At 40.5% G+C, this 19,812-nt stretch carries 22 protein-coding genes; all 22 read left to right on the top strand.

All coding sequences use genetic code 11. From position 1 onward, the window contains the following. The first annotated feature begins 64 nt into the window (after window positions 1-64). The 22 genes from IEX12_RS17980 (at window position 65) to cccB (ending at window position 19,459) form a co-directional block, all read left to right on the top strand. Window positions 65-1,204 carry a sensor histidine kinase gene (locus tag IEX12_RS17980; protein WP_102414927.1) on the top strand — a complete coding sequence of 380 codons (1,140 nt, stop codon included), beginning with the start codon at window positions 65-67 and terminating at the stop codon, window positions 1,202-1,204. A gap of 157 nt (window positions 1,205-1,361) precedes the next feature. Beyond that, a complete protein-coding gene (locus tag IEX12_RS17985) occupies window positions 1,362-2,060 on the top strand; it encodes a response regulator transcription factor (RefSeq protein WP_088052942.1) in 699 nt (232 codons plus the stop codon). A 250-nt stretch (window positions 2,061-2,310) separates the two neighbouring features. Continuing rightward, window positions 2,311-3,153, top strand: coding sequence for a DegV family protein (locus IEX12_RS17990; protein WP_188725633.1), 843 nt, complete (start codon window positions 2,311-2,313; stop codon window positions 3,151-3,153). Between the two features lie 206 nt (window positions 3,154-3,359). After that, on the top strand, window positions 3,360-4,769 hold the full coding sequence (locus IEX12_RS17995) for an ATP-dependent helicase ComFA (RefSeq protein WP_188725634.1): 1,410 nt from the start codon (window positions 3,360-3,362) through the stop codon (window positions 4,767-4,769). Then, on the top strand, window positions 4,769-5,452 hold the full coding sequence (locus tag IEX12_RS18000) for a ComFC family protein (protein WP_102414928.1): 684 nt from the start codon (window positions 4,769-4,771) through the stop codon (window positions 5,450-5,452). The genes IEX12_RS17995 and IEX12_RS18000 overlap by 1 nt, the downstream gene beginning before the upstream one ends. Before the next feature lie 130 nt (window positions 5,453-5,582). Next, window positions 5,583-6,011, top strand: coding sequence for a TIGR03826 family flagellar region protein (locus IEX12_RS18005; RefSeq protein ID WP_088052945.1), 429 nt, complete (start codon window positions 5,583-5,585; stop codon window positions 6,009-6,011). Window positions 6,012-6,177: 166 nt separating this feature from the next. Then, complete coding sequence (gene flgM / locus IEX12_RS18010) at window positions 6,178-6,444, top strand: flagellar biosynthesis anti-sigma factor FlgM (RefSeq protein WP_088052946.1); 267 nt, start codon at window positions 6,178-6,180, stop codon at window positions 6,442-6,444. A 15-nt stretch (window positions 6,445-6,459) separates the two neighbouring features. After that, complete coding sequence (locus IEX12_RS18015) at window positions 6,460-6,948, top strand: flagellar protein FlgN (RefSeq protein WP_155554870.1); 489 nt, start codon at window positions 6,460-6,462, stop codon at window positions 6,946-6,948. Between the two features lie 44 nt (window positions 6,949-6,992). Beyond that, window positions 6,993-8,525 carry a flagellar hook-associated protein FlgK gene (flgK, locus tag IEX12_RS18020; protein WP_155554869.1) on the top strand — a complete coding sequence of 511 codons (1,533 nt, stop codon included), beginning with the start codon at window positions 6,993-6,995 and terminating at the stop codon, window positions 8,523-8,525. 10 nt (window positions 8,526-8,535) lie between these two features. Further along, window positions 8,536-9,417 (top strand): flagellar hook-associated protein FlgL, encoded by an 882-nt coding sequence (gene flgL / locus IEX12_RS18025; RefSeq protein ID WP_188725635.1) that lies wholly within the window; start codon window positions 8,536-8,538, stop codon window positions 9,415-9,417. Between the two features lie 223 nt (window positions 9,418-9,640). After that, window positions 9,641-10,228: a DUF6470 family protein gene (locus IEX12_RS18030; RefSeq protein ID WP_155554867.1), complete on the top strand. Its 588-nt coding sequence runs from the start codon at window positions 9,641-9,643 to the stop codon at window positions 10,226-10,228. An 81-nt stretch (window positions 10,229-10,309) separates the two neighbouring features. Then, window positions 10,310-10,759 (top strand): flagellar assembly protein FliW, encoded by a 450-nt coding sequence (fliW, locus tag IEX12_RS18035; protein WP_088052951.1) that lies wholly within the window; start codon window positions 10,310-10,312, stop codon window positions 10,757-10,759. Between the two features lie 2 nt (window positions 10,760-10,761). Continuing rightward, a complete protein-coding gene (gene csrA / locus IEX12_RS18040) occupies window positions 10,762-10,989 on the top strand; it encodes a carbon storage regulator CsrA (protein WP_088052952.1) in 228 nt (75 codons plus the stop codon). Window positions 10,990-11,061: 72 nt separating this feature from the next. Further along, window positions 11,062-11,421, top strand: a complete 360-nt coding sequence (flaG, locus tag IEX12_RS18045; protein ID WP_088052953.1) for a flagellar protein FlaG — start codon at window positions 11,062-11,064, stop codon at window positions 11,419-11,421. Window positions 11,422-11,433: 12 nt separating this feature from the next. Continuing rightward, complete coding sequence (locus IEX12_RS18050) at window positions 11,434-12,894, top strand: flagellar hook-associated protein 2 (protein ID WP_088052954.1); 1,461 nt, start codon at window positions 11,434-11,436, stop codon at window positions 12,892-12,894. A gap of 15 nt (window positions 12,895-12,909) precedes the next feature. Continuing rightward, the gene (gene fliS / locus IEX12_RS18055) at window positions 12,910-13,311 is read left to right on the top strand and encodes a flagellar export chaperone FliS (protein ID WP_155554866.1); all 402 of its coding nucleotides are present in this window, start codon (window positions 12,910-12,912) and stop codon (window positions 13,309-13,311) included. Next, entirely contained in the window at window positions 13,311-13,664 is a 354-nt protein-coding gene (gene fliT, locus IEX12_RS18060) for a flagellar protein FliT (RefSeq protein ID WP_088052956.1), read from the top strand. The genes fliS and fliT overlap by 1 nt, the downstream gene beginning before the upstream one ends. 188 nt (window positions 13,665-13,852) lie before the next feature. Next, the gene (hpf, locus tag IEX12_RS18065; protein WP_088052957.1) at window positions 13,853-14,404 is read left to right on the top strand and encodes a ribosome hibernation-promoting factor, HPF/YfiA family; all 552 of its coding nucleotides are present in this window, start codon (window positions 13,853-13,855) and stop codon (window positions 14,402-14,404) included. A 327-nt stretch (window positions 14,405-14,731) separates the two neighbouring features. Beyond that, window positions 14,732-14,893: a hypothetical protein gene (locus IEX12_RS18070; protein WP_155554865.1), complete on the top strand. Its 162-nt coding sequence runs from the start codon at window positions 14,732-14,734 to the stop codon at window positions 14,891-14,893. 321 nt (window positions 14,894-15,214) lie between these two features. Beyond that, window positions 15,215-17,725 (top strand): preprotein translocase subunit SecA, encoded by a 2,511-nt coding sequence (gene secA, locus IEX12_RS18075; RefSeq protein ID WP_188725636.1) that lies wholly within the window; start codon window positions 15,215-15,217, stop codon window positions 17,723-17,725. A 64-nt stretch (window positions 17,726-17,789) separates the two neighbouring features. Further along, window positions 17,790-18,891, top strand: a protein-coding gene (gene prfB / locus IEX12_RS18080) for a peptide chain release factor 2 (protein ID WP_102416309.1) whose coding sequence is annotated in 2 segments (ribosomal slippage) — window positions 17,790-17,861 and window positions 17,863-18,891 — 1,101 coding nt in all. Because the reading frame shifts where the segments join, the coding sequence is not laid out codon by codon here. A gap of 181 nt (window positions 18,892-19,072) precedes the next feature. Then, a complete protein-coding gene (cccB, locus tag IEX12_RS18085) occupies window positions 19,073-19,459 on the top strand; it encodes a cytochrome c551 (protein ID WP_188725637.1) in 387 nt (128 codons plus the stop codon). Window positions 19,460-19,812: the final 353 nt, after the last annotated feature.

A 19,812-nucleotide genomic window follows, 5' to 3' on the forward strand; every position in this document is an offset into this window, starting at 1 on the left:
GAAAACCCTATAAAAAAGAATGGAGCTTGCGAACTATTATAGCATAGGTTGGTGGTTTTACACGATGGTACTGAAAACTTCAGAAAAGGCGTTAGATACAGTAATTGATGAAATGATCGATGTGGTTGAAAACTCGAAGGACGAAATTTTTAATATTAGCGAAGCGGCTCGTAATGATTATGAGCAGCTTCAAAGGGAATTAACCGAAACAAAAGAAAAAGTTGTAAAGCATATCGATGTTGGTGACAAGCTGCAGCAAAAAGTACGATTTTCCAGACAACGTTTATCTGAGGTTAGCAAATATTTCGATCGTTATTCAGAAACGGAAATTAGAGAAGTTTACGAACGAACCCATAAAATGCAAACAGAATTGGCAATGCTTCGTCAGGAAGAAAAGGTGTTGCGGGAACGACGTGATGACCTGCAAAGAAGACTTATTTCACTGGATCAGACGATTGAACGTGCGGAAGGGCTTGCAGGAAAAATTTCGGTAATCCTAACCTATTTGAATGACGATTTTAAGCAAGTAAACGAGATGATTGAAGAGGCAAGGGAAAAACAGGAATTCGGGTTAAAAATTATTGAAGCACAGGAAGAAGAACGCAGAAAGATATCAAGAGAAATTCACGATGGGCCTGCACAAATGCTTGCGAATATTTTGCTTCGCTCGGAACTAGTAGATCGAGCCTTTCGTGAGGGCAGTGTAGAAAATGCATTAAAAGAGATTAAAAGTGTCCGGGGGATGATTCGCTCGTCCTTATATGAGGTTCGCCGGATCATTTATGATCTTCGTCCTATGGCACTAGATGATTTGGGGCTGATCCCAACATTAAAAAAATACTTATCAACAATAGAAGACTATCATTCTGTTAAAATGGAGTTTATTTCGATGGGCAGTGAAAAACGCCTGAATCAAAAGTACGAAATTGCTATATTCCGCCTGGTTCAGGAAGCTGTCCAAAATGCTACCAAACATGCGGAGGCAACGTTGATTAAGGTGAAATTGGAAATTAGCCCAAAACGCCTTACCGTAGCAATTAAAGACAATGGCAAGGGTTTTGATACAACAACGAAACGGGATAAGTCATTTGGTTTAATAGGCATGCGGGAGCGGGTGGAAATGCTGGAAGGAACAATGAAGATTAATTCAGTTATTGGGAAAGGTACAATCATTTTAATCAGTGTTCCATATAATGTAGAGTGACAAATGGACCGGAAACAGCCAAGAAAATTCGTGACAAAGGACTTATTCAGTGTCACTTGATATATACAGAGATAAAGGCTAATATAAAATCTATCATAGTCATTGTAATAGGGTAAATAGATAATATAGAATCAGAGATGTAGGAGGAACAATATCCATGAATAAAACCAAAACCAAATTAACGAAGATCGTGTTAATTGACGATCATAAGCTGTTTCGAGAAGGGGTTAAGCGCATTCTGGAATTTGAACCGTCGTTTGAGGTTGTGGCAGAAGGTGATGATGGCCTTAGTGCTTCCCAAATTGTTAAAGAACACCACCCTGATGTCGTTTTAATGGATATCAATATGCCAAACATGAATGGTGTGCAGGCAACTTCTGATCTAGTAAAACACTTTCCCCGTACCCGTGTCATTATTTTGTCCATTCATGATGATGAAAGCTATGTTACACATGCTTTAAAAACTGGTGCACAAGGGTATCTATTGAAGGAAATGGACTCAGATTCATTGATTGAAGCTATTAAAGTTGTCAGTGATGGAGGTTCCTACCTGCATCCAAAAGTAACCCATAATCTGGTACAGGAATATCGTCGTCTGGCACATGAGAATGTTATGGGCATATCGGAATATGGTATTGAGTACCGTAAACCGCTCCACCTGCTGACTAAACGCGAATGTGAAGTATTGCAATTACTTGCAGAAGGCAAAAGTAATCGCGCAGTATCCGAATCTTTATATATCAGCGAAAAAACAGTAAAAAACCATGTCAGCAACATTTTGCAGAAAATGAATGTAAACGATCGGACACAGGCAGTTGTATCCGCTATTCGCAAAGGATGGGTAGAGGTACTGTAATGCATGGTCCAAAAGTCGCCTCTTATCATTTAGTTACTTTTTGAATGTCCTCTTGTAGAATAAATAGTTTTTCCTTTAGTTGTTTGGTAATACCCTGTTTGCAATCGTAGCAGGGTATTTTCTATGTCCAATAATAGAATATGCCGAAAGTTAGTGATGCAATTTGTTTTTGCTTCATGTAAAATAAAGTATGAATCCGAATTTATCATTTACATACATGCTTACTATTATTTAAAGGAGAAGGTATGACATGAGGATTGCTGTAATGACAGACAGTACGGCATATATACCTGCTGAAACACGGAAAGAACTGGGTATCCATATGGTTCCACTTAGTGTCGTATTCGGTGACACATCCTATCAGGAGGAAATTGACATAACGACCGAGGCGTTTTATCAAAAGGTGAGAGAAGCTGAAGAATTGCCAAAAACCTCCCAGCCATCGATCGGTTATATAACAGAAAAACTAACCAGGCTTGCGGCAGATTATGATGCAGTTATTTCCATTCATCTTTCCAGTGGTATTAGCGGAACCTGTCAAGCGGTGGCGAGTGCAGGTGAAATGGTGGAAGGAATCTCCGTTTACACCTACGATTCCGAATTAAGCTGTATGGCCCAAGGATTTTACGTTTTTGAGGCAGTGAAAATGGCCAAGGAAAATAAGCCACCTGAAGAAATTATGGCACGGCTTGATGAGATGAAACAGAGCATGCGTGCTTATTTCATGGTTGACGATTTGAAAAATTTGCAGCGCGGTGGTCGTCTGAACAGTGCGCAGGCGATTGTTGGCAGTCTGCTGCAAGTGAAGCCAATCCTGCATTTTGTCGATAAAGTTATTGTGCCATTCGAAAAAATTCGTACACGGAAAAAGGCGCTAAATCGGATTGTTGGAATGCTGGAGGATGATATTAGTAAAGGAAAAGCCCTTAAAGTTGTGATCATCCACGCCAATTGTGAAGAAGCGGCACGGGAACTGCAACAAGAAATAACAGAAGATCATCCTGGATTAGATATCATGATAAGCTATTTTGGCCCGGTAATCGGCACCCATTTAGGCGAAGGAGCGATAGGAATCGCCTGGTATGCAAAATAGAATAAGTAATCATTCAGTGGTAGCGATTCTTATGTTTCCACTGAATGATAACGAATAGTGATTCCCCAGTTCAGCCAGATACCCGACTTGTTTATAATGTTCCTCAAATTAAGAAACAATTCCGCCTTTCTCTTAGATCAAACACTTCATTCCACCTAAACTTCACAGGGATATGTTCAAAAAAATAAATAGGAGCGTGAAATCTGATGAACCCTGCAAACACGGAAACAATTGACATGCATGCCATGCAGTTTGCTGGGAAATTATTACTGCGAAGCGAGATTCCTCTAGACGATGATCTATTCCAGCAGCTGGTTTCTTCTGGTTATTTTAAACCCTTTCCTGCAATCACCAGAAAGTTTTTTCAGCATCAATGTACGAGATGTGGTAATCAAGACTCCTCCTTGTTCGCAAAAATTCCCTGTTCCACCTGTAAAAAGGAGCATCTTTATTGCCGAAAGTGTATCGAAATGGGCAGAGTGATGGAATGTGAAGCCCTTTATCAATGGACAGGCCCCGTACCAGATTGGCAGACCTTTGAAAATCCCTGCTCGTGGGGTGGCCAGCTTACCGATCGACAGCAGCTTGCAGCAGACAGGATTGTACAAGCAATCGAAAGAAAGGAAAAAGAGCTGCTAGTTTGGGCAGTATGTGGAGCTGGAAAAACCGAGATGCTTTTCCCGGGAATTACAGAGGCGCTAAAACTTGGTAAACGTATTTGCTTAGCAACGCCAAGAGCGGATGTTGTACGGGAGCTTCTGCCACGCTTTAGAGAGGCATTCGGAAATGTTACGATCCAGGGGTTGTATGGTGGCAGTGAGGAGAAGGCCGGAACAGCACAAATGATTTTGGCAACAACCCACCAATTACTCCGCTTTCAGCATGCATTTGACGTGCAAATCATCGATGAAATTGACGCCTTCCCATTCCATGCTGATCCCTCCCTGCCTTTTGCCGCTAGTCGGGCGCGAAACCCGGACAGCACAACGATCTATTTAACCGCGACCCCACGAAAAAAGCAACGAATGCAAATCGCTAGCAAAAAATTGGAGCATATTTTTGTCCCAACCCGTTTTCATGGCAGGCCTTTGCCAGTACCTAAGTTAAGAATGTGTTTTTCCCTCAAAAAAGATCTAACAAACTATGTGCCACCCAAAGTGTTCATAAGATGGATACAAAGCCGTGTAAATCCGAAGCGTCAATTGCTCTTGTTTGTGCCGACAATTGAACTGGCCGAGAAAATGAGAAGAGAACTAACGAAACGATTACGGGATTTGGGATTGCTGGATGAGGAAAAAGCCATTACGTCTGTGCATGCATCGGATCCGGATCGGGCAGAGAAGGTACAGCAATTCAGACAGAAAGCGATTTTTATGCTGCTCACGACGACAATCCTTGAACGTGGTGTTACCTTTCCTTCCGTTGATGTTGTGGTGTTTGATGCGGGACATGTTGTATTTGATGAAGCGGCACTGGTACAAATCGCCGGGCGCGCTGGCAGAAGCCCTGATGATCCTGCAGGTGAAGTGCTATTCCTTCATGATGGGAAAACAGATGCAATGGTCGAGGCGGTAAAATCGATTGTTGCGATGAATAGGCGAGGAGGTTTTCGGTGATGCACTGCTTATGGTGTAACCAGCAGACAATTGCGGAAACGAATTGGAGTACGTTGCTGTTTTTATCGAGGCCGGCATCTATTTGCAAAGCATGTGAACAGAAGCTGGAAAAGCTGACAGGAAAACGATGTGCCCGCTGCAGCCGGATGTGTGAAGAAAACGTGTGCGCTGATTGTAGATGGTGGGAAACCCATAGCAAAGAGCGTGATGCCTTAACAAGCAATTATTCTGTTTTTGCTTATAATGAAGCGATACAGGATATGGTTACAAAGTGGAAATATCGTGGCGATTACTGTTTGGGCAACATTTTTAAAAGCCATTTTCATCAGGCATTCAAGCAGCATTTTCATTTTTTGCCAAAGCATACGATTGCTGTCCCGATACCATTAAGCGAAGAAAGATTGCTGGAACGCGGCTTCAATCAGGCGAAAATGCTGGCAGATTTTATCCCCTTAAAGCAAGCAGAAACCGTTGCCCGTATTCATGGAGAAAAACAGTCAAAGAAAACGAGAAAAGAACGGCTCAACACAAAAAATCCCTTTACCATTACGAAAAAAGTTAACAAACCGATCCTTCTTGTCGATGATATATATACAACAGGTACAACATTGCGTCATGCCGCCAGATTATTAAAGCAAAATGGCTGTCCGGACGTGTATGCGTTCACCCTGATTCGCGGGTAACGGGACCTGAGAGCGGGAGCATCAACCGTAGAGTGGAAACATCGACCGGAGAGCTGGAATATCAACCGGAAAGCAGAAACATTGATGGCTTTTTGGTATAGTACAATAGAAGAGTAAGGGGGGACCTGGGATGGCTGAGTTAGCAAATTGCTCTCGCTGTGGTGCGGTGTTTGTGAAAAGTATCCGGGATATTTGTCAAAATTGTTATAAAGAGGAAGAAAAAGCCTTCGAAACAGTATACCAATTTTTACGTATACGGAAAAATCGGGAAGCAACATTGCTGGAAATTGTTAAAGCAACAGGTGTGGAAGAAGAGCTGATTATCAAATTCATTAAGGATAAGCGGTTGCGTACATCGCAGTTTCCGAAGCTTGCCTACCCATGCGACAAATGCGGGACAGCTATTATTTCTGGTAAATTATGTGCAACATGCTCGCGGGAACTTTTAAATGATTTAGAAAAACAGGAAGAAATGGAGCGAAGAGAAGTGGAACGGAAGGAAAGACTGGACAAACAGGAATCCATTTATTACACATTTGACAGTAACAAGAAAGTGTAATAGGTCTTTAACTTTTAAACAATTATGCCGATAATAAATGTATAAGAGGATGTTCAAAAGGTTGCTAAATGATAACCGGCGAACCCAGGAGATTGCTTGTTGCTAATTTGGCAGCTTTTGAACACGTACTTATAGCAGTTGATGAAAGGTGGGGTGATTTTTCACGATGAAAATCCATGGCCCGAACCAGACAAATTTCAATCCATATAAAAACCACATACAAAAACAGGCAGAATATAAAAAAGATCGAAACCAATCCGATCAATTGGAAATATCAAAGCAGGCAAAGCAGCTTCAGGAAAATAGCCAGCCGAATGCTGAACGTGCGAAATATGTGCAGGATATAAAACAGGCAGTAGAATCCGGCGAATATCAGGTGAATCCTGAAAAGACTGCACAAAAAATGATCGCTTTTTGGTCAAAGGAACGATAGAGGAGGACACCGGTTTTGACCATTCAAACAATCATACAATCGCTTGAGAAACTAGTCACCATACATGAATCACTTTTAGAACTTTCCGAACAAAAGACAGTTGTAATCAAAGAAGGCTCTGTTGAAAAATTGCAGTCATTACTTATTAAAGAGCGCCGTTACGTCCGGACATTGGGGCAGGAAGAAGAGAAACGGCAAAAAGAAGTAGAGGATTGGTTTTCCGAGCAGCGAATTTCTGGTAAAGAAGTGACCATAACGACTATGCTTAACGAAATTTCCGGTGAAGAAACTGGAACTGAAATGGCACAAATAGCCAATACCTTAACCGAGGTAATTGTAAAATTGAAGCAACAAGAGCAATTGAATCAAGCATTAATTCAACAATCAATGCAATTTGTTGAATTATCTCTGGACATGATCGATCCATCCATCAAAAAAATGAATTATGGTGATAAACATGCAAATGAATCAGCTAACCGATCGGTGTTCGATTCCAAGGCATAACAGGACTAAAGTTATTTGTGCTGCCAAGAGGGGGGTATAGGAAATTGAGTACATTTCATGGATTGGAAATGGCCAAGCAGGCACTGTTTGCCCAGCAATCGGCTTTATATACACTTGGCAATAATATTGCTAATGCAAATACACAGGGGTATACAAGACAACGTGTGAATTTTGAGACACTTCCAGGCTATCCAACTGCATCAAGAAACAGGCCGCAGATTCCTGGACAAATGGGTACCGGCGTTCAAGCGGGCGTTGTGGAACGCATTCGCAATAAGTTTTTAGATTACCAATATCGTGCCGAAAACAGTAAGGTGGGGTATTGGGAAACAAAGTCAGATGCGATTAGCCGGATGGAGGAATTGTTGAATGAACCATCTGAAAACGGTCTTAAGAAAACAATGGATGAGTTTTGGCAATCACTTCAGGATCTATCCGGGAATCCTGAAAACTCTGGTGCACGCTCAGTAGTTGCACAACGGGGGCAAGCACTTGCAAATACGTTCAACTATTTCGCGAATTCACTAAATTCAATTCGATCCGATTTAAAAGCGCAAATTGATGTGACCGTAACGGATGCAAATTCATTAATACGACAAGTCAATGAGATTAATCAGCAAATAAAAAGTATCGAACCGCACGGCTATCTGGCTAATGACCTGTATGATGAACGCGATCGTTTGATAGATGAATTATCAACTATTGTTAATATTAAAGTTAGTTATGATAAAAGTGGGGAAAGTTCATTAGATATTGCGGATGGCCTTGCGACTATCGAGGTCGTTGATAATGATGGAAAATCATTGAATCCGCCAATTACGTTGGTAAATGGCCAAACGGGAGAAATTCAGGAGTTTGCCGTAACCTATTCGGATGGTAGTGAGAATCGTAATGCAGTAGAAATGATCTCGATTGGAAATGAGCATTTTGATGTAGCAAATTTTCCTGTAAATGGCTCATTTAGAGGGTTTATCGAATCGTATGGATATATTGCTGAAGATTCAGCTGGCAATTCAATTGTAACAGGCGAATACACAGATATGCTTGCAAACTTAGACAAATTGGCAGAAGAATTCGCATCCGCATTTAATAAGGTACATGAAAATGGTAAAGACCTGGAAGGGAATAATGGTGGGGCGTTCTTTGAATTTACTAGCGGGATTGGTGCTGCTGAATCGTTAACCGTTTCCCAAGCCATTTTGGATGATCCGGATTTATTAGCTGCAAGTTCGGATGGAACGGCAGGAAATGGTGATAATGCTTCTGCATTAGCTGAGGTGTTTGATCAGGATATACCTGGATTGGGTAAAAATGCATCGGTAAGAGAATATTACGATTCCCTTATTGGTGACCTTGGCGTACGGGCACGGGAAGCAAACCGTATGACTAACAATACCGCCATTCTCCGTTCTCAAGTAGATGGCCGAAGGATGTCTGTCAGCTCCGTTTCATTGGATGAGGAAATGTCGAATTTGATCAAATTCCAGCATGCTTACAATGCAGCAGCAAGAAGTATGACGGCAGTTGATGAGATGATTGACCGGATAATCAATAATATGGGTTTGACAGGAAGGTAGGTTAGTAGTTATGCGAATTACGCAAAGTATGTTGTCCAATAATATGCTGCGAAATTTATCGAAAAGCTATGAAAACTTGGGTACATACATGGATCAGCTCAATACCGGTAAAAAGATTACCCGCCCGTCTGATGATCCTGTTGTAGCAATGAAAGGGATGAATTATCGAACCCAGGTAACGGAAATTGAACAATATATTCGAAATACCAATGAAGTACATAACTGGATGGATAATTCTGATGCTGCCCTTGATAAAACAACCCAAGCATTGGGGAGATTAAGAGAACTGGCAATACAAGCAAGTACAGATACGTATGATGAAGCGGAACGTAAAAATATCATGGAAGAGGCTGAACAGCTAAAAGAACATATAATTGATATAGCCAATACCAAGGTAAACGGGAAGTATATTTTTAATGGAACCAATACAGATGAGGCACCAATCACAGTTGATGATAATGGGGATCTGCAGATTAACCAAAACACAAATCCGGTCACGATTGAGGTCGCAAATGGTACAAAGCTGCAAGCTAATGTTAATGCTGAAAATGTATTTTCTGAAAAACTTTTCGATGATATCGACAACTTTATAAGTGCATTAGGAAATAATGACCAGAAAGCTATTGAACAAAGCATCGGCACTTTGGATAAAAATATTGATAATGTAATAAACACAAGAGCAGATCTTGGTGCACGGATGAATCGGCTGGAGCTTGTAGAAAACCGCTTAAATCAGCAAGAAATTATAGCAAAAAGAACAATGTCGAAAAACGAAGATATAGATTATGAAAAAGTTATTACAAATTTAATAACGCAGGAAAGCATCCATCGTGCCACATTATCAGCTGGTTCAAGGATCATACAGCCGACATTATTAGACTTTCTCCGCTAGATAATTTTTAAGCCTTGACTCCGCTGATAAGATGAGAATTCATTCAGCGGGGAAGGCGACCCACAGGACGTGGCGCTTTAGTCTATATTCCTTAATCAGACCTTTACGGGCAGTAAGACCCCCACTTATCCTTCTATATTCTTTTGAAGGCCTCCAAATGGGGGTCTTACTGTCTGTTGAACAGGGCTCTATTTTTTAATTTTTTCAGCCAGGAGGCAGGGCTATGCAGTTACCACAAATACGGATGACTTCACAAATGGCACAAATACGCGTTCAGCAAACAGCCGGTCAGCAGGAATTAAGGCAGCCGGAAGCGGAACTCTCGATTCAGCAGCCTAATGCAGAAATCTCCATGAAAACGACACCATCAAAGCTCACGATCGATCAGAGACAGGCATGGGAAGATATGGACCTGATGCCTATTTTAAAACGAATTGAAAAGTTTGCGAGTGAGGGACAGCAAGGATTGATGGAAGGGATCAAGCGACGGGTTCAGCAGGGAAATGAGCTGATGGAAATTGAAAATAAAAGAAATCCCGTGGTTAGCCAAGCGATTGAAAATGGGTACGACGGGATGAAAACACTTGGGATAAAGTTTATTCCTTCATCATTCGCAGTAAAAATGGATTATCAGTCATCGAATGTACAAGTTGATGTAAAGGTACATCGGCCGATAATCAATGCGAAATCCCATCAGCCAATCCACCGATATGAACGAGGCAATGTCACGATCAGTATGAAGCAATATCAGGATTTAAACATTGATTTTGTCAATTTAAATTCAGAAGCATTAGAAAATGTACAGAAGTGAATGAGAAATAACGATTATCTCATTTTTTGCCAATTTAGGTAACTTTTTGATCACAAACTGCTAGTAAAGGAGTGGTGTAAAATGAAAATTCAAACAAAATATTTGGGGGAGCTGGAGATTGACGATGCAAAGCGAATTCAGTTTCCAGCTGGGCTGCCTGGGTTTGGGGAGGATAAAGAATTTGTGTTATTGGATTTTCCGGAGAACCCCGTTTTTCAATTATTACAGTCGGTAATGACACAATCCGTTGCCTTCGTTGTAACGACCCCGTATAACTTTTATCAGGGATATACATTTGATCTGGATGATAGCATACTGGAAAGCTTACAAATTGAAAATGAACGGGATGTTGCAGTTTTTTCCATTGTTACATTATCCAATCCATTTGAACAAAGCACGTTAAATTTAAAAGCACCAGTTATCCTGAATTGGAAAAACAGACAGGGAAAGCAATACATATTAAATACAGATGAGTACGAATCGAAGGCGCCAATTGCTCCGTCAGCTGTAACGAATGGGAAAGGGGAATAACGATGCTTGTCCTGACCAGAAAGAAAAATGAAGCGATACAAATAGGGGAGTCAATTGAAGTAAAGGTGCTGGAAATTGACGGCGACCAAGTGAAACTGGGGATTCATGCACCGAAATCGGTTGATATTCACCGAAGCGAAATTTATTTGGATATTCAACGGCAAAACAATGAAGCGGCAAGTACGCCAACAGACTTGCTGCAGCTATTAAACAATGAAAAGAACACATAAGAGTCTTCACTATTCCCTTATTTCAGCCGATATAAAAGATAAATAGCGGGGCAAGAGGAGTTGCATTGGGCAATGAGGTTAGAAATGGTGAAAGCCGGATCCCATCCCTTGCAATATAGAAATGACAGCAAGCAAATGACAACTGCATTAAACGGATCCAAAGTTCAAAATGTAATAACCCAAAACGTACAAGATGAAACGATCAACAATACAGATAAAGTTGAAACCGTTGTGTCAAACCTAAACGAAATGATGGAACCTTTGCAGACAAATTTAAAGTTTGTATTCCATGAAGAATTGCACGAGTACTACGTAACAGTTGTAAACCCGATTACCGATGAAGTAATCAAAGAAATACCACCGAAAAAAATGCTAGATATGTATGCCTCGATGGCCGAATTTATGGGGCTTTTGGTGGATGAAAAAATATAAGGAGTGATTTGCATGCGGATAGGCGGGTTAGCTTCAGGAATGGATATCGATCAGCTTGTCAATAAATTAATGGCGGCTGAACGAATGCCACTTGATCGAATGGAACAGGATCGGACAACCCTTACTTGGAAACGGGATAGTTTTCGAGACATTAATAAATCTTTATTGGAATTAGACGAAATGATGTACAATATGAAATTAAGCACCACATATAAAACAAAATTGGTAAGCTCTTCACAGGAGGGCGCTGTTACAGCAACCGGATCAACTAGCTCAACGAATGGGACATATAACATTGCTGTTACACAGCTTGCCAGTTCTGCGATCCGTACAGGTGAGTTGGATATCGACCCTGACAAGCTGTTGAAGGAGGTTGATATTGACCTTGGTTCGGAAATCAAATTTTCCACGTACGATGAAAAGGAAGGAAATATGGTTGAGCATACCGTACAGGTAACAGATGAGGATACGCTAAATAGCATCTTAAATAAAATTAACAAGGAAGATAAAAACGTCCGCGCTTTTTATGATTCACAGTCAAAGAAAGTGTTTCTGGAAACAACACGAACTGGTGATTATAATAAGGACGGGGCGGAAATCGTTTTTGACAAAAGCCCGCTTTTTGTACAAAATTTGAATTTAGGTGAAGAAAAAGGTGGAAAGGATGCCATATTTACCTATAATGACGTCGAAATGACTTCCAAGGACAATTCTTATAAATTAAACGGGATAACCTTTCAATTTAAAAATGTTACAGATGGCAGTGCAACGTTAACAGTTAAGAATGATGCTGATGCTGCGTTTGATTCCATCATGAAATTTATTGATAAGTACAATGAAGTAGTTGAAAAATTAAATGGCACACAACAGGAGGAAAAATACCGGGACTACAAACCACTGACTGAAGAACAGAAAAAGGAAATGTCGGAAGATGAGATTGAATTATGGGAAGAAAAGGCGAAAAGTGGTATTTTACGAGGTGAATCGGCTATTTCAGATGGCTTGTTTGCCATGCGCCGCAGCTGGTACGCCAACGTCAAAACAGGCGGAAAGATAACATCCTTGACCCAGCTGGGAATTACAACATCAAGTGACTATCTGGATGGCGGGAAGCTTATTGTAAAAGACGAAGCAAAATTAAAAGAAGCATTGCGAAATGACCCGGATAATGTGTACAAGCTATTTTCCAATGATGTAGAAGGCGACGACCGTGGAATTATTAACCGGCTTGACGATGCGATCACATCTACTATTAACAAAATTGAGGAACGGGCGGGTAAAGGATACCATACACTGGAAAACTATACACTTGGAAAACAAATGAAAAGCTTAAATAAACAAATTGATGCATTTGAGGATCGGCTGGTCCAGGTAGAAAACCGTTATTGGAGTCAATTCACGGCAATGGAAAAAGCGATCCAGCGAATGAATCAGCAGTCAACCTATTTAATGCAGCAGTTTGGCGGGCAGTAATAAGGGGGAGATCCGATGACAACAAGCAAGCAATACAAGGCCTATCAGGATAACGCAGTCAATACTGCTTCCGGTGGGGAGTTAACGTTAATGTTGTACAATGGCTGTATTAAGTTTATTAAGCAGGCAATAAAAGATATAAATGAAAAAAATTATGAATCCAAAAATACTAACATCCAGAAGGCCCAAAGTATTATTCAGGAGTTAATGATTACCTTGGATTCTGAAGTGGAGATCTCCAATCAACTATTGCCGTTATATGAATATATGCAATTTCAGCTTAAAGAAGGCAACGTAAAAAATGACGCTGCCTTAATTGAAGAGGTACTGGGTTTTGCAATGGAATTCCGGGATACATGGAAACAGGTTATTTTAAAAACACGGCAAAAGCAGTTTGCACAAGGGGCCAGTATCTAATGAACCGCCTGAAACCTTTTTACGAGATCACGGTAAAATTAGCAGAGCTGCTTGATCAGGATATCAATGCAAAGAACCGGGAAACAATTATTAGTCAGGTTAATCTTTTGATCGAAAAAAGAGGAGATCTGCTGCCAGAAGTTCCACCACCTTTTACTGAAGATGAAAAACGAGTGGGTAGCGATATCGTCCTGCTCAATAATAAGATCCAGCAAAAAATGAATGCACTTTTTATTGATTTAAAACGAGAAATGAAACAGTTCAAAAAACAGAAAAAATCGAATAAAACATACACAAATCCGTATGAAAAGATCCAAACGATGGATGGTATGTTTCTCGATAATAAAAAATGAAATGCTCTGTTGGGCTTTTCATTTTTTTATGGAATAAGATGTATTCAGTTAACGGAACCCAACAATGGTTTTGTGAATTTTATCGGTACTAATCCTTTCCGGTTTTGCAATTATTTATTGGTTTATGCAGGAATTGGACGGGGTATTGTAGTATAATAAATACATAAGGATGAAAGGAGGACACTTTTATGAAATACAACATTCGTGGTGAGAATATTGAGGTGACTGGAGCTATACGTGATTATGTGCAAAAGAAAATCAGCAAGCTGGAAAGATACTTTGATACACCACCGACATCTGATGTACATGTCAATTTAAGTGTCTATAATGATGAGCAGAGAATTGAGGTTACAATCCCAATGACCAATTTGTTGCTTCGCGCAGAGGAACAGCATGTGGATTTATATGCTGCCATCGACCTTGTGGTAGATAAACTGGAAAGACAGATTCGTAAATATAAAACGAAAGTAAATCGTAAATTTCGGCAAAACGGTTCTCCTAAGCATGTATTTGCCAACATTGAAACAGAATCAGCAAATGAACATTTGGAAGAAGATGAAATGGACATTGTCAGAACAAAACGATTTGATCTAAAACCAATGGATTCAGAAGAGGCAGTTCTGCAAATGGATATGCTGGGACATGCATTTTATGTCTTCACTAACGCTGCCTCAGGCGATACAAACGTTGTTTATCGCCGGAAGGACGGAAAATATGGATTAATTGAACCGAATAGTTAAAATAAAGAAAGGAGGGCTGATGATATGTCAGCCCTCCTTTCTTTATAAGTAAAAATTTAGGTTCTATTCTGCTTACGTCAGAGTCGGTGCGCTTTTCTTAATAGTCAAGGACGATTTTGTCCAATTTTGTCGAACGGATTGCTAAAATTTAATTTTGGCGTTGGATAAAACCTGCATTTTTAATATTTATCTGTAAAACGGTGTCGAATTTTGCTGTTTTTCATGAAAATATTGTCGAATTGCAAGCTAAAATTTAAAAATGGCGATTGGCCTTAAAATTTGTTCCATGATATAACTATCATAACGAATTACAAGGAGGAAATACATATGAACGAACAGGATTATATCGCGTTTGATGCCTTAGTTGTCAAAGTACAGCAACATGAAGAAACCATAACACAATTAATGGAAATTGTCGCAGCAACAAACCGGAAAATGACGGAGCTGGCACGTAAATATGATAACGAGAATCATTATACACTCTCATGATACGAACTCTCCTCGCAACAGCAGCCTCATATTTCCCGCAAAGTATCCGCAATGAGTCTTCATGGAAAGAGCAGCTCCGCCCCGGGCTGCTCTTTCATTATCGTCAAAGGAAGTATGGATAAGTTCCAGACCGGCGCAAGCAGTTGTCATTCTTGTCCACAAAGTGTTATTATAAGATGTGGATTATCATAAATTAAATAATTGATGTTCAAAAAGTCACCAAATGATAAATGGTGAACTCCAGAGTTGGTTTGCTGCTAATTTGGCAACTTTTTAAACACATACTATATCGATTTTTAACTTTACGAGGAGCGTTTTATTATGCCTGGATTATTGAAAAAGATTTTTGGGGATGGAAATCAAAAACAACTCAATCGTTATCAAAAGATTGTAGATAAGATAGAGGCGTTAGAGCCGGACTATGAAAGATTAACAGACGATGAGCTGAAAAATAAAACGGAAGAATTTAAAGAGCGCTATCAAAACGGAGAAAGTCTTGACGATATGATGGTTGAAGCATATGCCGTCGTTCGTGAGGCTTCCAAACGTGTCCTTGGCATGCGTCCGTTTCCCGTTCAGCTGATGGGGGCAATCGCGCTTCATGAAGGAAATATAGCGGAAATGAAAACCGGGGAAGGGAAGACGCTTGCTTCGACCTTGCCAGCTTATTTAAATGCACTTTCGGGAAATGGTGTGCACATTGTAACCGTAAACGAATATTTAGCTGACCGTGATGCGAGGGAAATGGGCGAGCTATTTGGCTTTCTTGGGTTGACGGTCGGATTAAATGGAAACGGGTTGTCAAAAGAAGAGAAGCGGGATGCATACTATTGCGATATCACGTATGGCACTAACAACGAGTATGGTTTTGACTATTTGCGGGATAATATGGTGCTTTACAAAGAGCAAATGGTGCAGCGGCCGCTAAACTTTGCCATTATTGATGAGGTTGACTCGATTTTAATTGATGAAGCGAGAACACCATTAATTATTTCCGGATCTGCTCAAAAGTCTGCTTCCCTGTACCAACAGGCAAATTCGTTTGTCAACACACTGAATAAGGAAACGGACTACACGTATGATGAGAAAACAAAGGGTGTGCAATTAACAGAGGAAGGTATCAATAAGGCAGAGCGTTACTTTTCGATCGAAAATCTATTCGATTTGAATCATGTAACGTTAACCCATCATATTAACCAAGCATTGAAGGCTCATGTTTCGATGCATCGGGATACCGATTACGTTGTCCAGGAAGGGGAAGTCGTTATTGTCGACCAATTTACCGGCCGATTAATGAAGGGACGACGCTACAGTGATGGACTTCACCAGGCGATTGAGGCTAAAGAAGGCCTGCAAATCCAAAATGAAAGCATGACACTTGCATCCATCACATTCCAGAACTTTTTCCGAATGTATCAAAAGCTTTCCGGAATGACTGGTACAGCGAAAACGGAAGAAGAGGAATTCCGTAATATTTATAATATGGATGTTATTGCAATTCCGACAAATAAACCGATTATACGTGATGACCGGGCAGATCTGATTTATAAGTCGATGGAGGGCAAGTTTCGGGCTGTTGTGGAAAATATCAAGGAACGTTATGAACAAGGACAACCGGTATTAGTTGGTACGGTTGCTGTTGAGACGTCTGAATTGATTTCTCAGCTGCTGAAAAAGAAGGGTGTCAAACATAATGTTTTGAATGCCAAAAATCATTTTAGAGAAGCAGAAATCATCGAAAACGCCGGACAAAAGGGTGCGGTAACTATCGCAACTAACATGGCCGGCCGTGGAACAGACATTAAACTTGGCGAAGGGGTAGTTGATCTCGGCGGACTTGCTGTTATCGGTACAGAGCGGCATGAATCACGCCGGATTGATAACCAGCTGCGCGGACGTTCCGGACGTCAAGGTGACCCGGGATTGTCGCAATTTTATTTGTCGATGGAAGACGAATTAATGCGCCGCTTTGGCTCCGATAATCTTCGTTCAATGATGGAGCGGCTTGGCATGGATGATACACAGCCAATTGAAAGTAAAATGGTTTCAAGAGCTGTTGAATCGGCGCAAAAACGAGTTGAGGGTAACAACTTTGACGCCCGCAAAACCGTATTGTCCTATGACGATGTTTTACGCCAACAACGTGAAATTATTTATAAACAGCGATTTGACGTTATTGATTCGGAAAATCTCCGTGAAATAATTGAAGGGATGATGCAATCTACGGTTGAACGCGTTATCCAGTCCCACACAGCTGATGACTTGGAAGAAAACTGGGAACTAAGTACAATAATAGAGTATTTGCATGGAAACCTATTCGATCCGGAAGATATAACAGCTGATGATTTACTAGGCAAAGAGCCTGAAGAGATGATTGAGCTGATTATGGAAAAAATTAAAGAAAAATATGATGAAAAAGAAGAAGAACTAACACCTGAACAAATGCGGGAATTTGAGAAGGTTATTTTACTTCGAACTGTCGATACAAAATGGATGGATCATATCGATCAGATGGATCAATTGCGGCAAGGTATCCATTTACGGGCATACGGGCAAAACGATCCATTGCAGGAGTATCAGGCAGAAGGCTTCCATATGTTCGAACAAATGATTATTGCCATTGAAGAAGAGGTTTCTAAATATGTGATGAAAGCACAAATCCGCGAAAACCTGAAACGTCAGGAAGTTGTGAAAAATACCCAAGCTGTTTCCGGTGGGGAGGATAACAAGAAGAAATCGCGGAAACCATATGTGAAGAAAGAAAACGTTGGTCGAAATGATCCATGTCCGTGTGGAAGCGGCAAGAAATATAAAAATTGTCATGGGCGGTAAACGAACACTCCCTGAATTGGGGGTGTTTTCCATGAAATTGAAAATAACGAACGAGGTGAAGAGAATGGAATTAGTGGAAATTAATCATGAATTAGAAAACATTATGGCGCGTATTGCCGATTTTAGGGGGTCTCTTTGACTTAGAGACAAAGAAAGACCGAATTGAAGAATTGGAGCAGGAGATGACAGCCCCTGATTTTTGGGATGATCAAAACGCTGCCCAAAAAATTATTACAGAGACAAATGGCTTAAAAGGCTATGTCGATAATTTTACCGAACTTGAAGAAAAGCTGGATGATTTGCAAGTAAGCTATGAGCTCGTAAAAGAAGAGAACGATCCGGAACTATTTGCCGATTTGGAAAACGGGATTAATAACCTGCGCGAAAAAGTAAATAAATTTGAATTGCAAATGCTGTTAAGTGAGCCGTATGATGCAAACAATGCATTATTGGAACTTCATCCTGGTGCTGGAGGAACCGAATCACAGGACTGGGCAAGCATGTTACTAAGAATGTACCAGCGCTGGGCGGAGGATAAAGATTTTAAAGTAGAGACACTAAATTATTTGCCTGGGGATGAAGCTGGCGTGAAAAGTGTGACCTTGTTAATCAAAGGGCATAATGCTTACGGGTATTTAAAAGCAGAAAAAGGTGTCCACCGATTAGTAAGGATCTCTCCTTTTGATTCATCAGGCAGGAGACATACATCATTCGTTTCTTGTGACGTGATGCCAGAGTTTAATGATGAAATTGCGATTGACATCAAGACAGAGGATCTGAAAATTGACACGTATCGCTCCAGTGGTGCAGGTGGTCAGCATGTAAATACGACTGATTCGGCTGTTAGAATTACGCATATACCGACAAATATAGTCGTTACTTGTCAATCAGAACGATCGCAAATTCAGAACCGGGAACAGGCAATGAAGATGCTGAAGGCAAAATTGTACCAGTTGGAGATTGAACGCCAGCAGCAGGAGCTAAATGATATTCGTGGCGAACAAAAAGAAATTGGCTGGGGCAGTCAAATTCGTTCGTATGTTTTTCATCCATATTCCATGGTCAAAGATCACCGGACAAATGTCGAAGTCGGTAATACACAAGGAGTAATGGACGGGAATATTGACCCGTTTATTGATGCCTACTTGCGTTCCCAGATTAATTAAACTGCTCCATTTGTGATAGTAAAACAAATTCATGAAATAGACACAATTCGCAAAAGCATTGACATTGGTACATTTTGGCTATAAGTTAACATTTCCTGCCCCGTACTAGGGTTTTAAATTTTTATAAAATGGTTATAATAAATGTGATAGTTAAAAAATCTTTTGTTAGGGGGATTGAAGCATGAAGAAATGGCTATTTACAGTTCTTTTCGGATCTGCATTAGTGCTCGGAGCTTGCGGCGGCGGTGGGGATGACAACGCAGGTGACAACAATGCAGATAACGGTGACAATGCCACAGAAGAAAATGGATCATCAGATAATGGTGGTACAGTGGACGCTTCAGCTGCTCAGGAAGCGTTTGAAAGCAGTTGTGCATCTTGTCATGGCGCTGATTTATCCGGTGGTGCGGGTCCAGCTTTAACGGATGTAGGATCCAAGTATTCCAAGGAAGAGATTGTCAATATTATCGAAAATGGTAAAGAAGGCGATCAAGGAACAATGCCTGGAGGAATGGCCACTGGTGATGATGTAGATTTAATTGCTTCGTGGCTTGCAGACCAGAAATGACCTGGTACTGACGTTACAATTGATGGTTTAACGTATAGGAAAGCTTGACCCAACTTTTATATGGGCCAGGCTTTTTGTTCTTCAGGAATTTATAAAGTTTATGGGATGGGCTGCGTCCAGCACCAGGCTTCCCCGAAAAAATTCACTTCTTTAAAAACTTCCATTATTTTCACAGGAGTAAAAAAATTACAGCATTTGAAATGAAAATGTAATATTATTTTGTCTAAAAATCCTGTTGAAAAATGTTATACTATAGCCTGAGTTTTGCAGTTAAAAAGAGATAAAACAGCCTTGAACCCTATAAATCGTTGGGTTTTTGGCTGTCATTTTTTTGCGAAAAAACATAGCGAATT

The sequence above is a fragment of the Lentibacillus populi genome, from assembly GCA_014642895.1.
Taxonomy (GTDB): domain Bacteria; phylum Bacillota; class Bacilli; order Bacillales; family Amphibacillaceae; genus Lentibacillus_C; species Lentibacillus_C populi.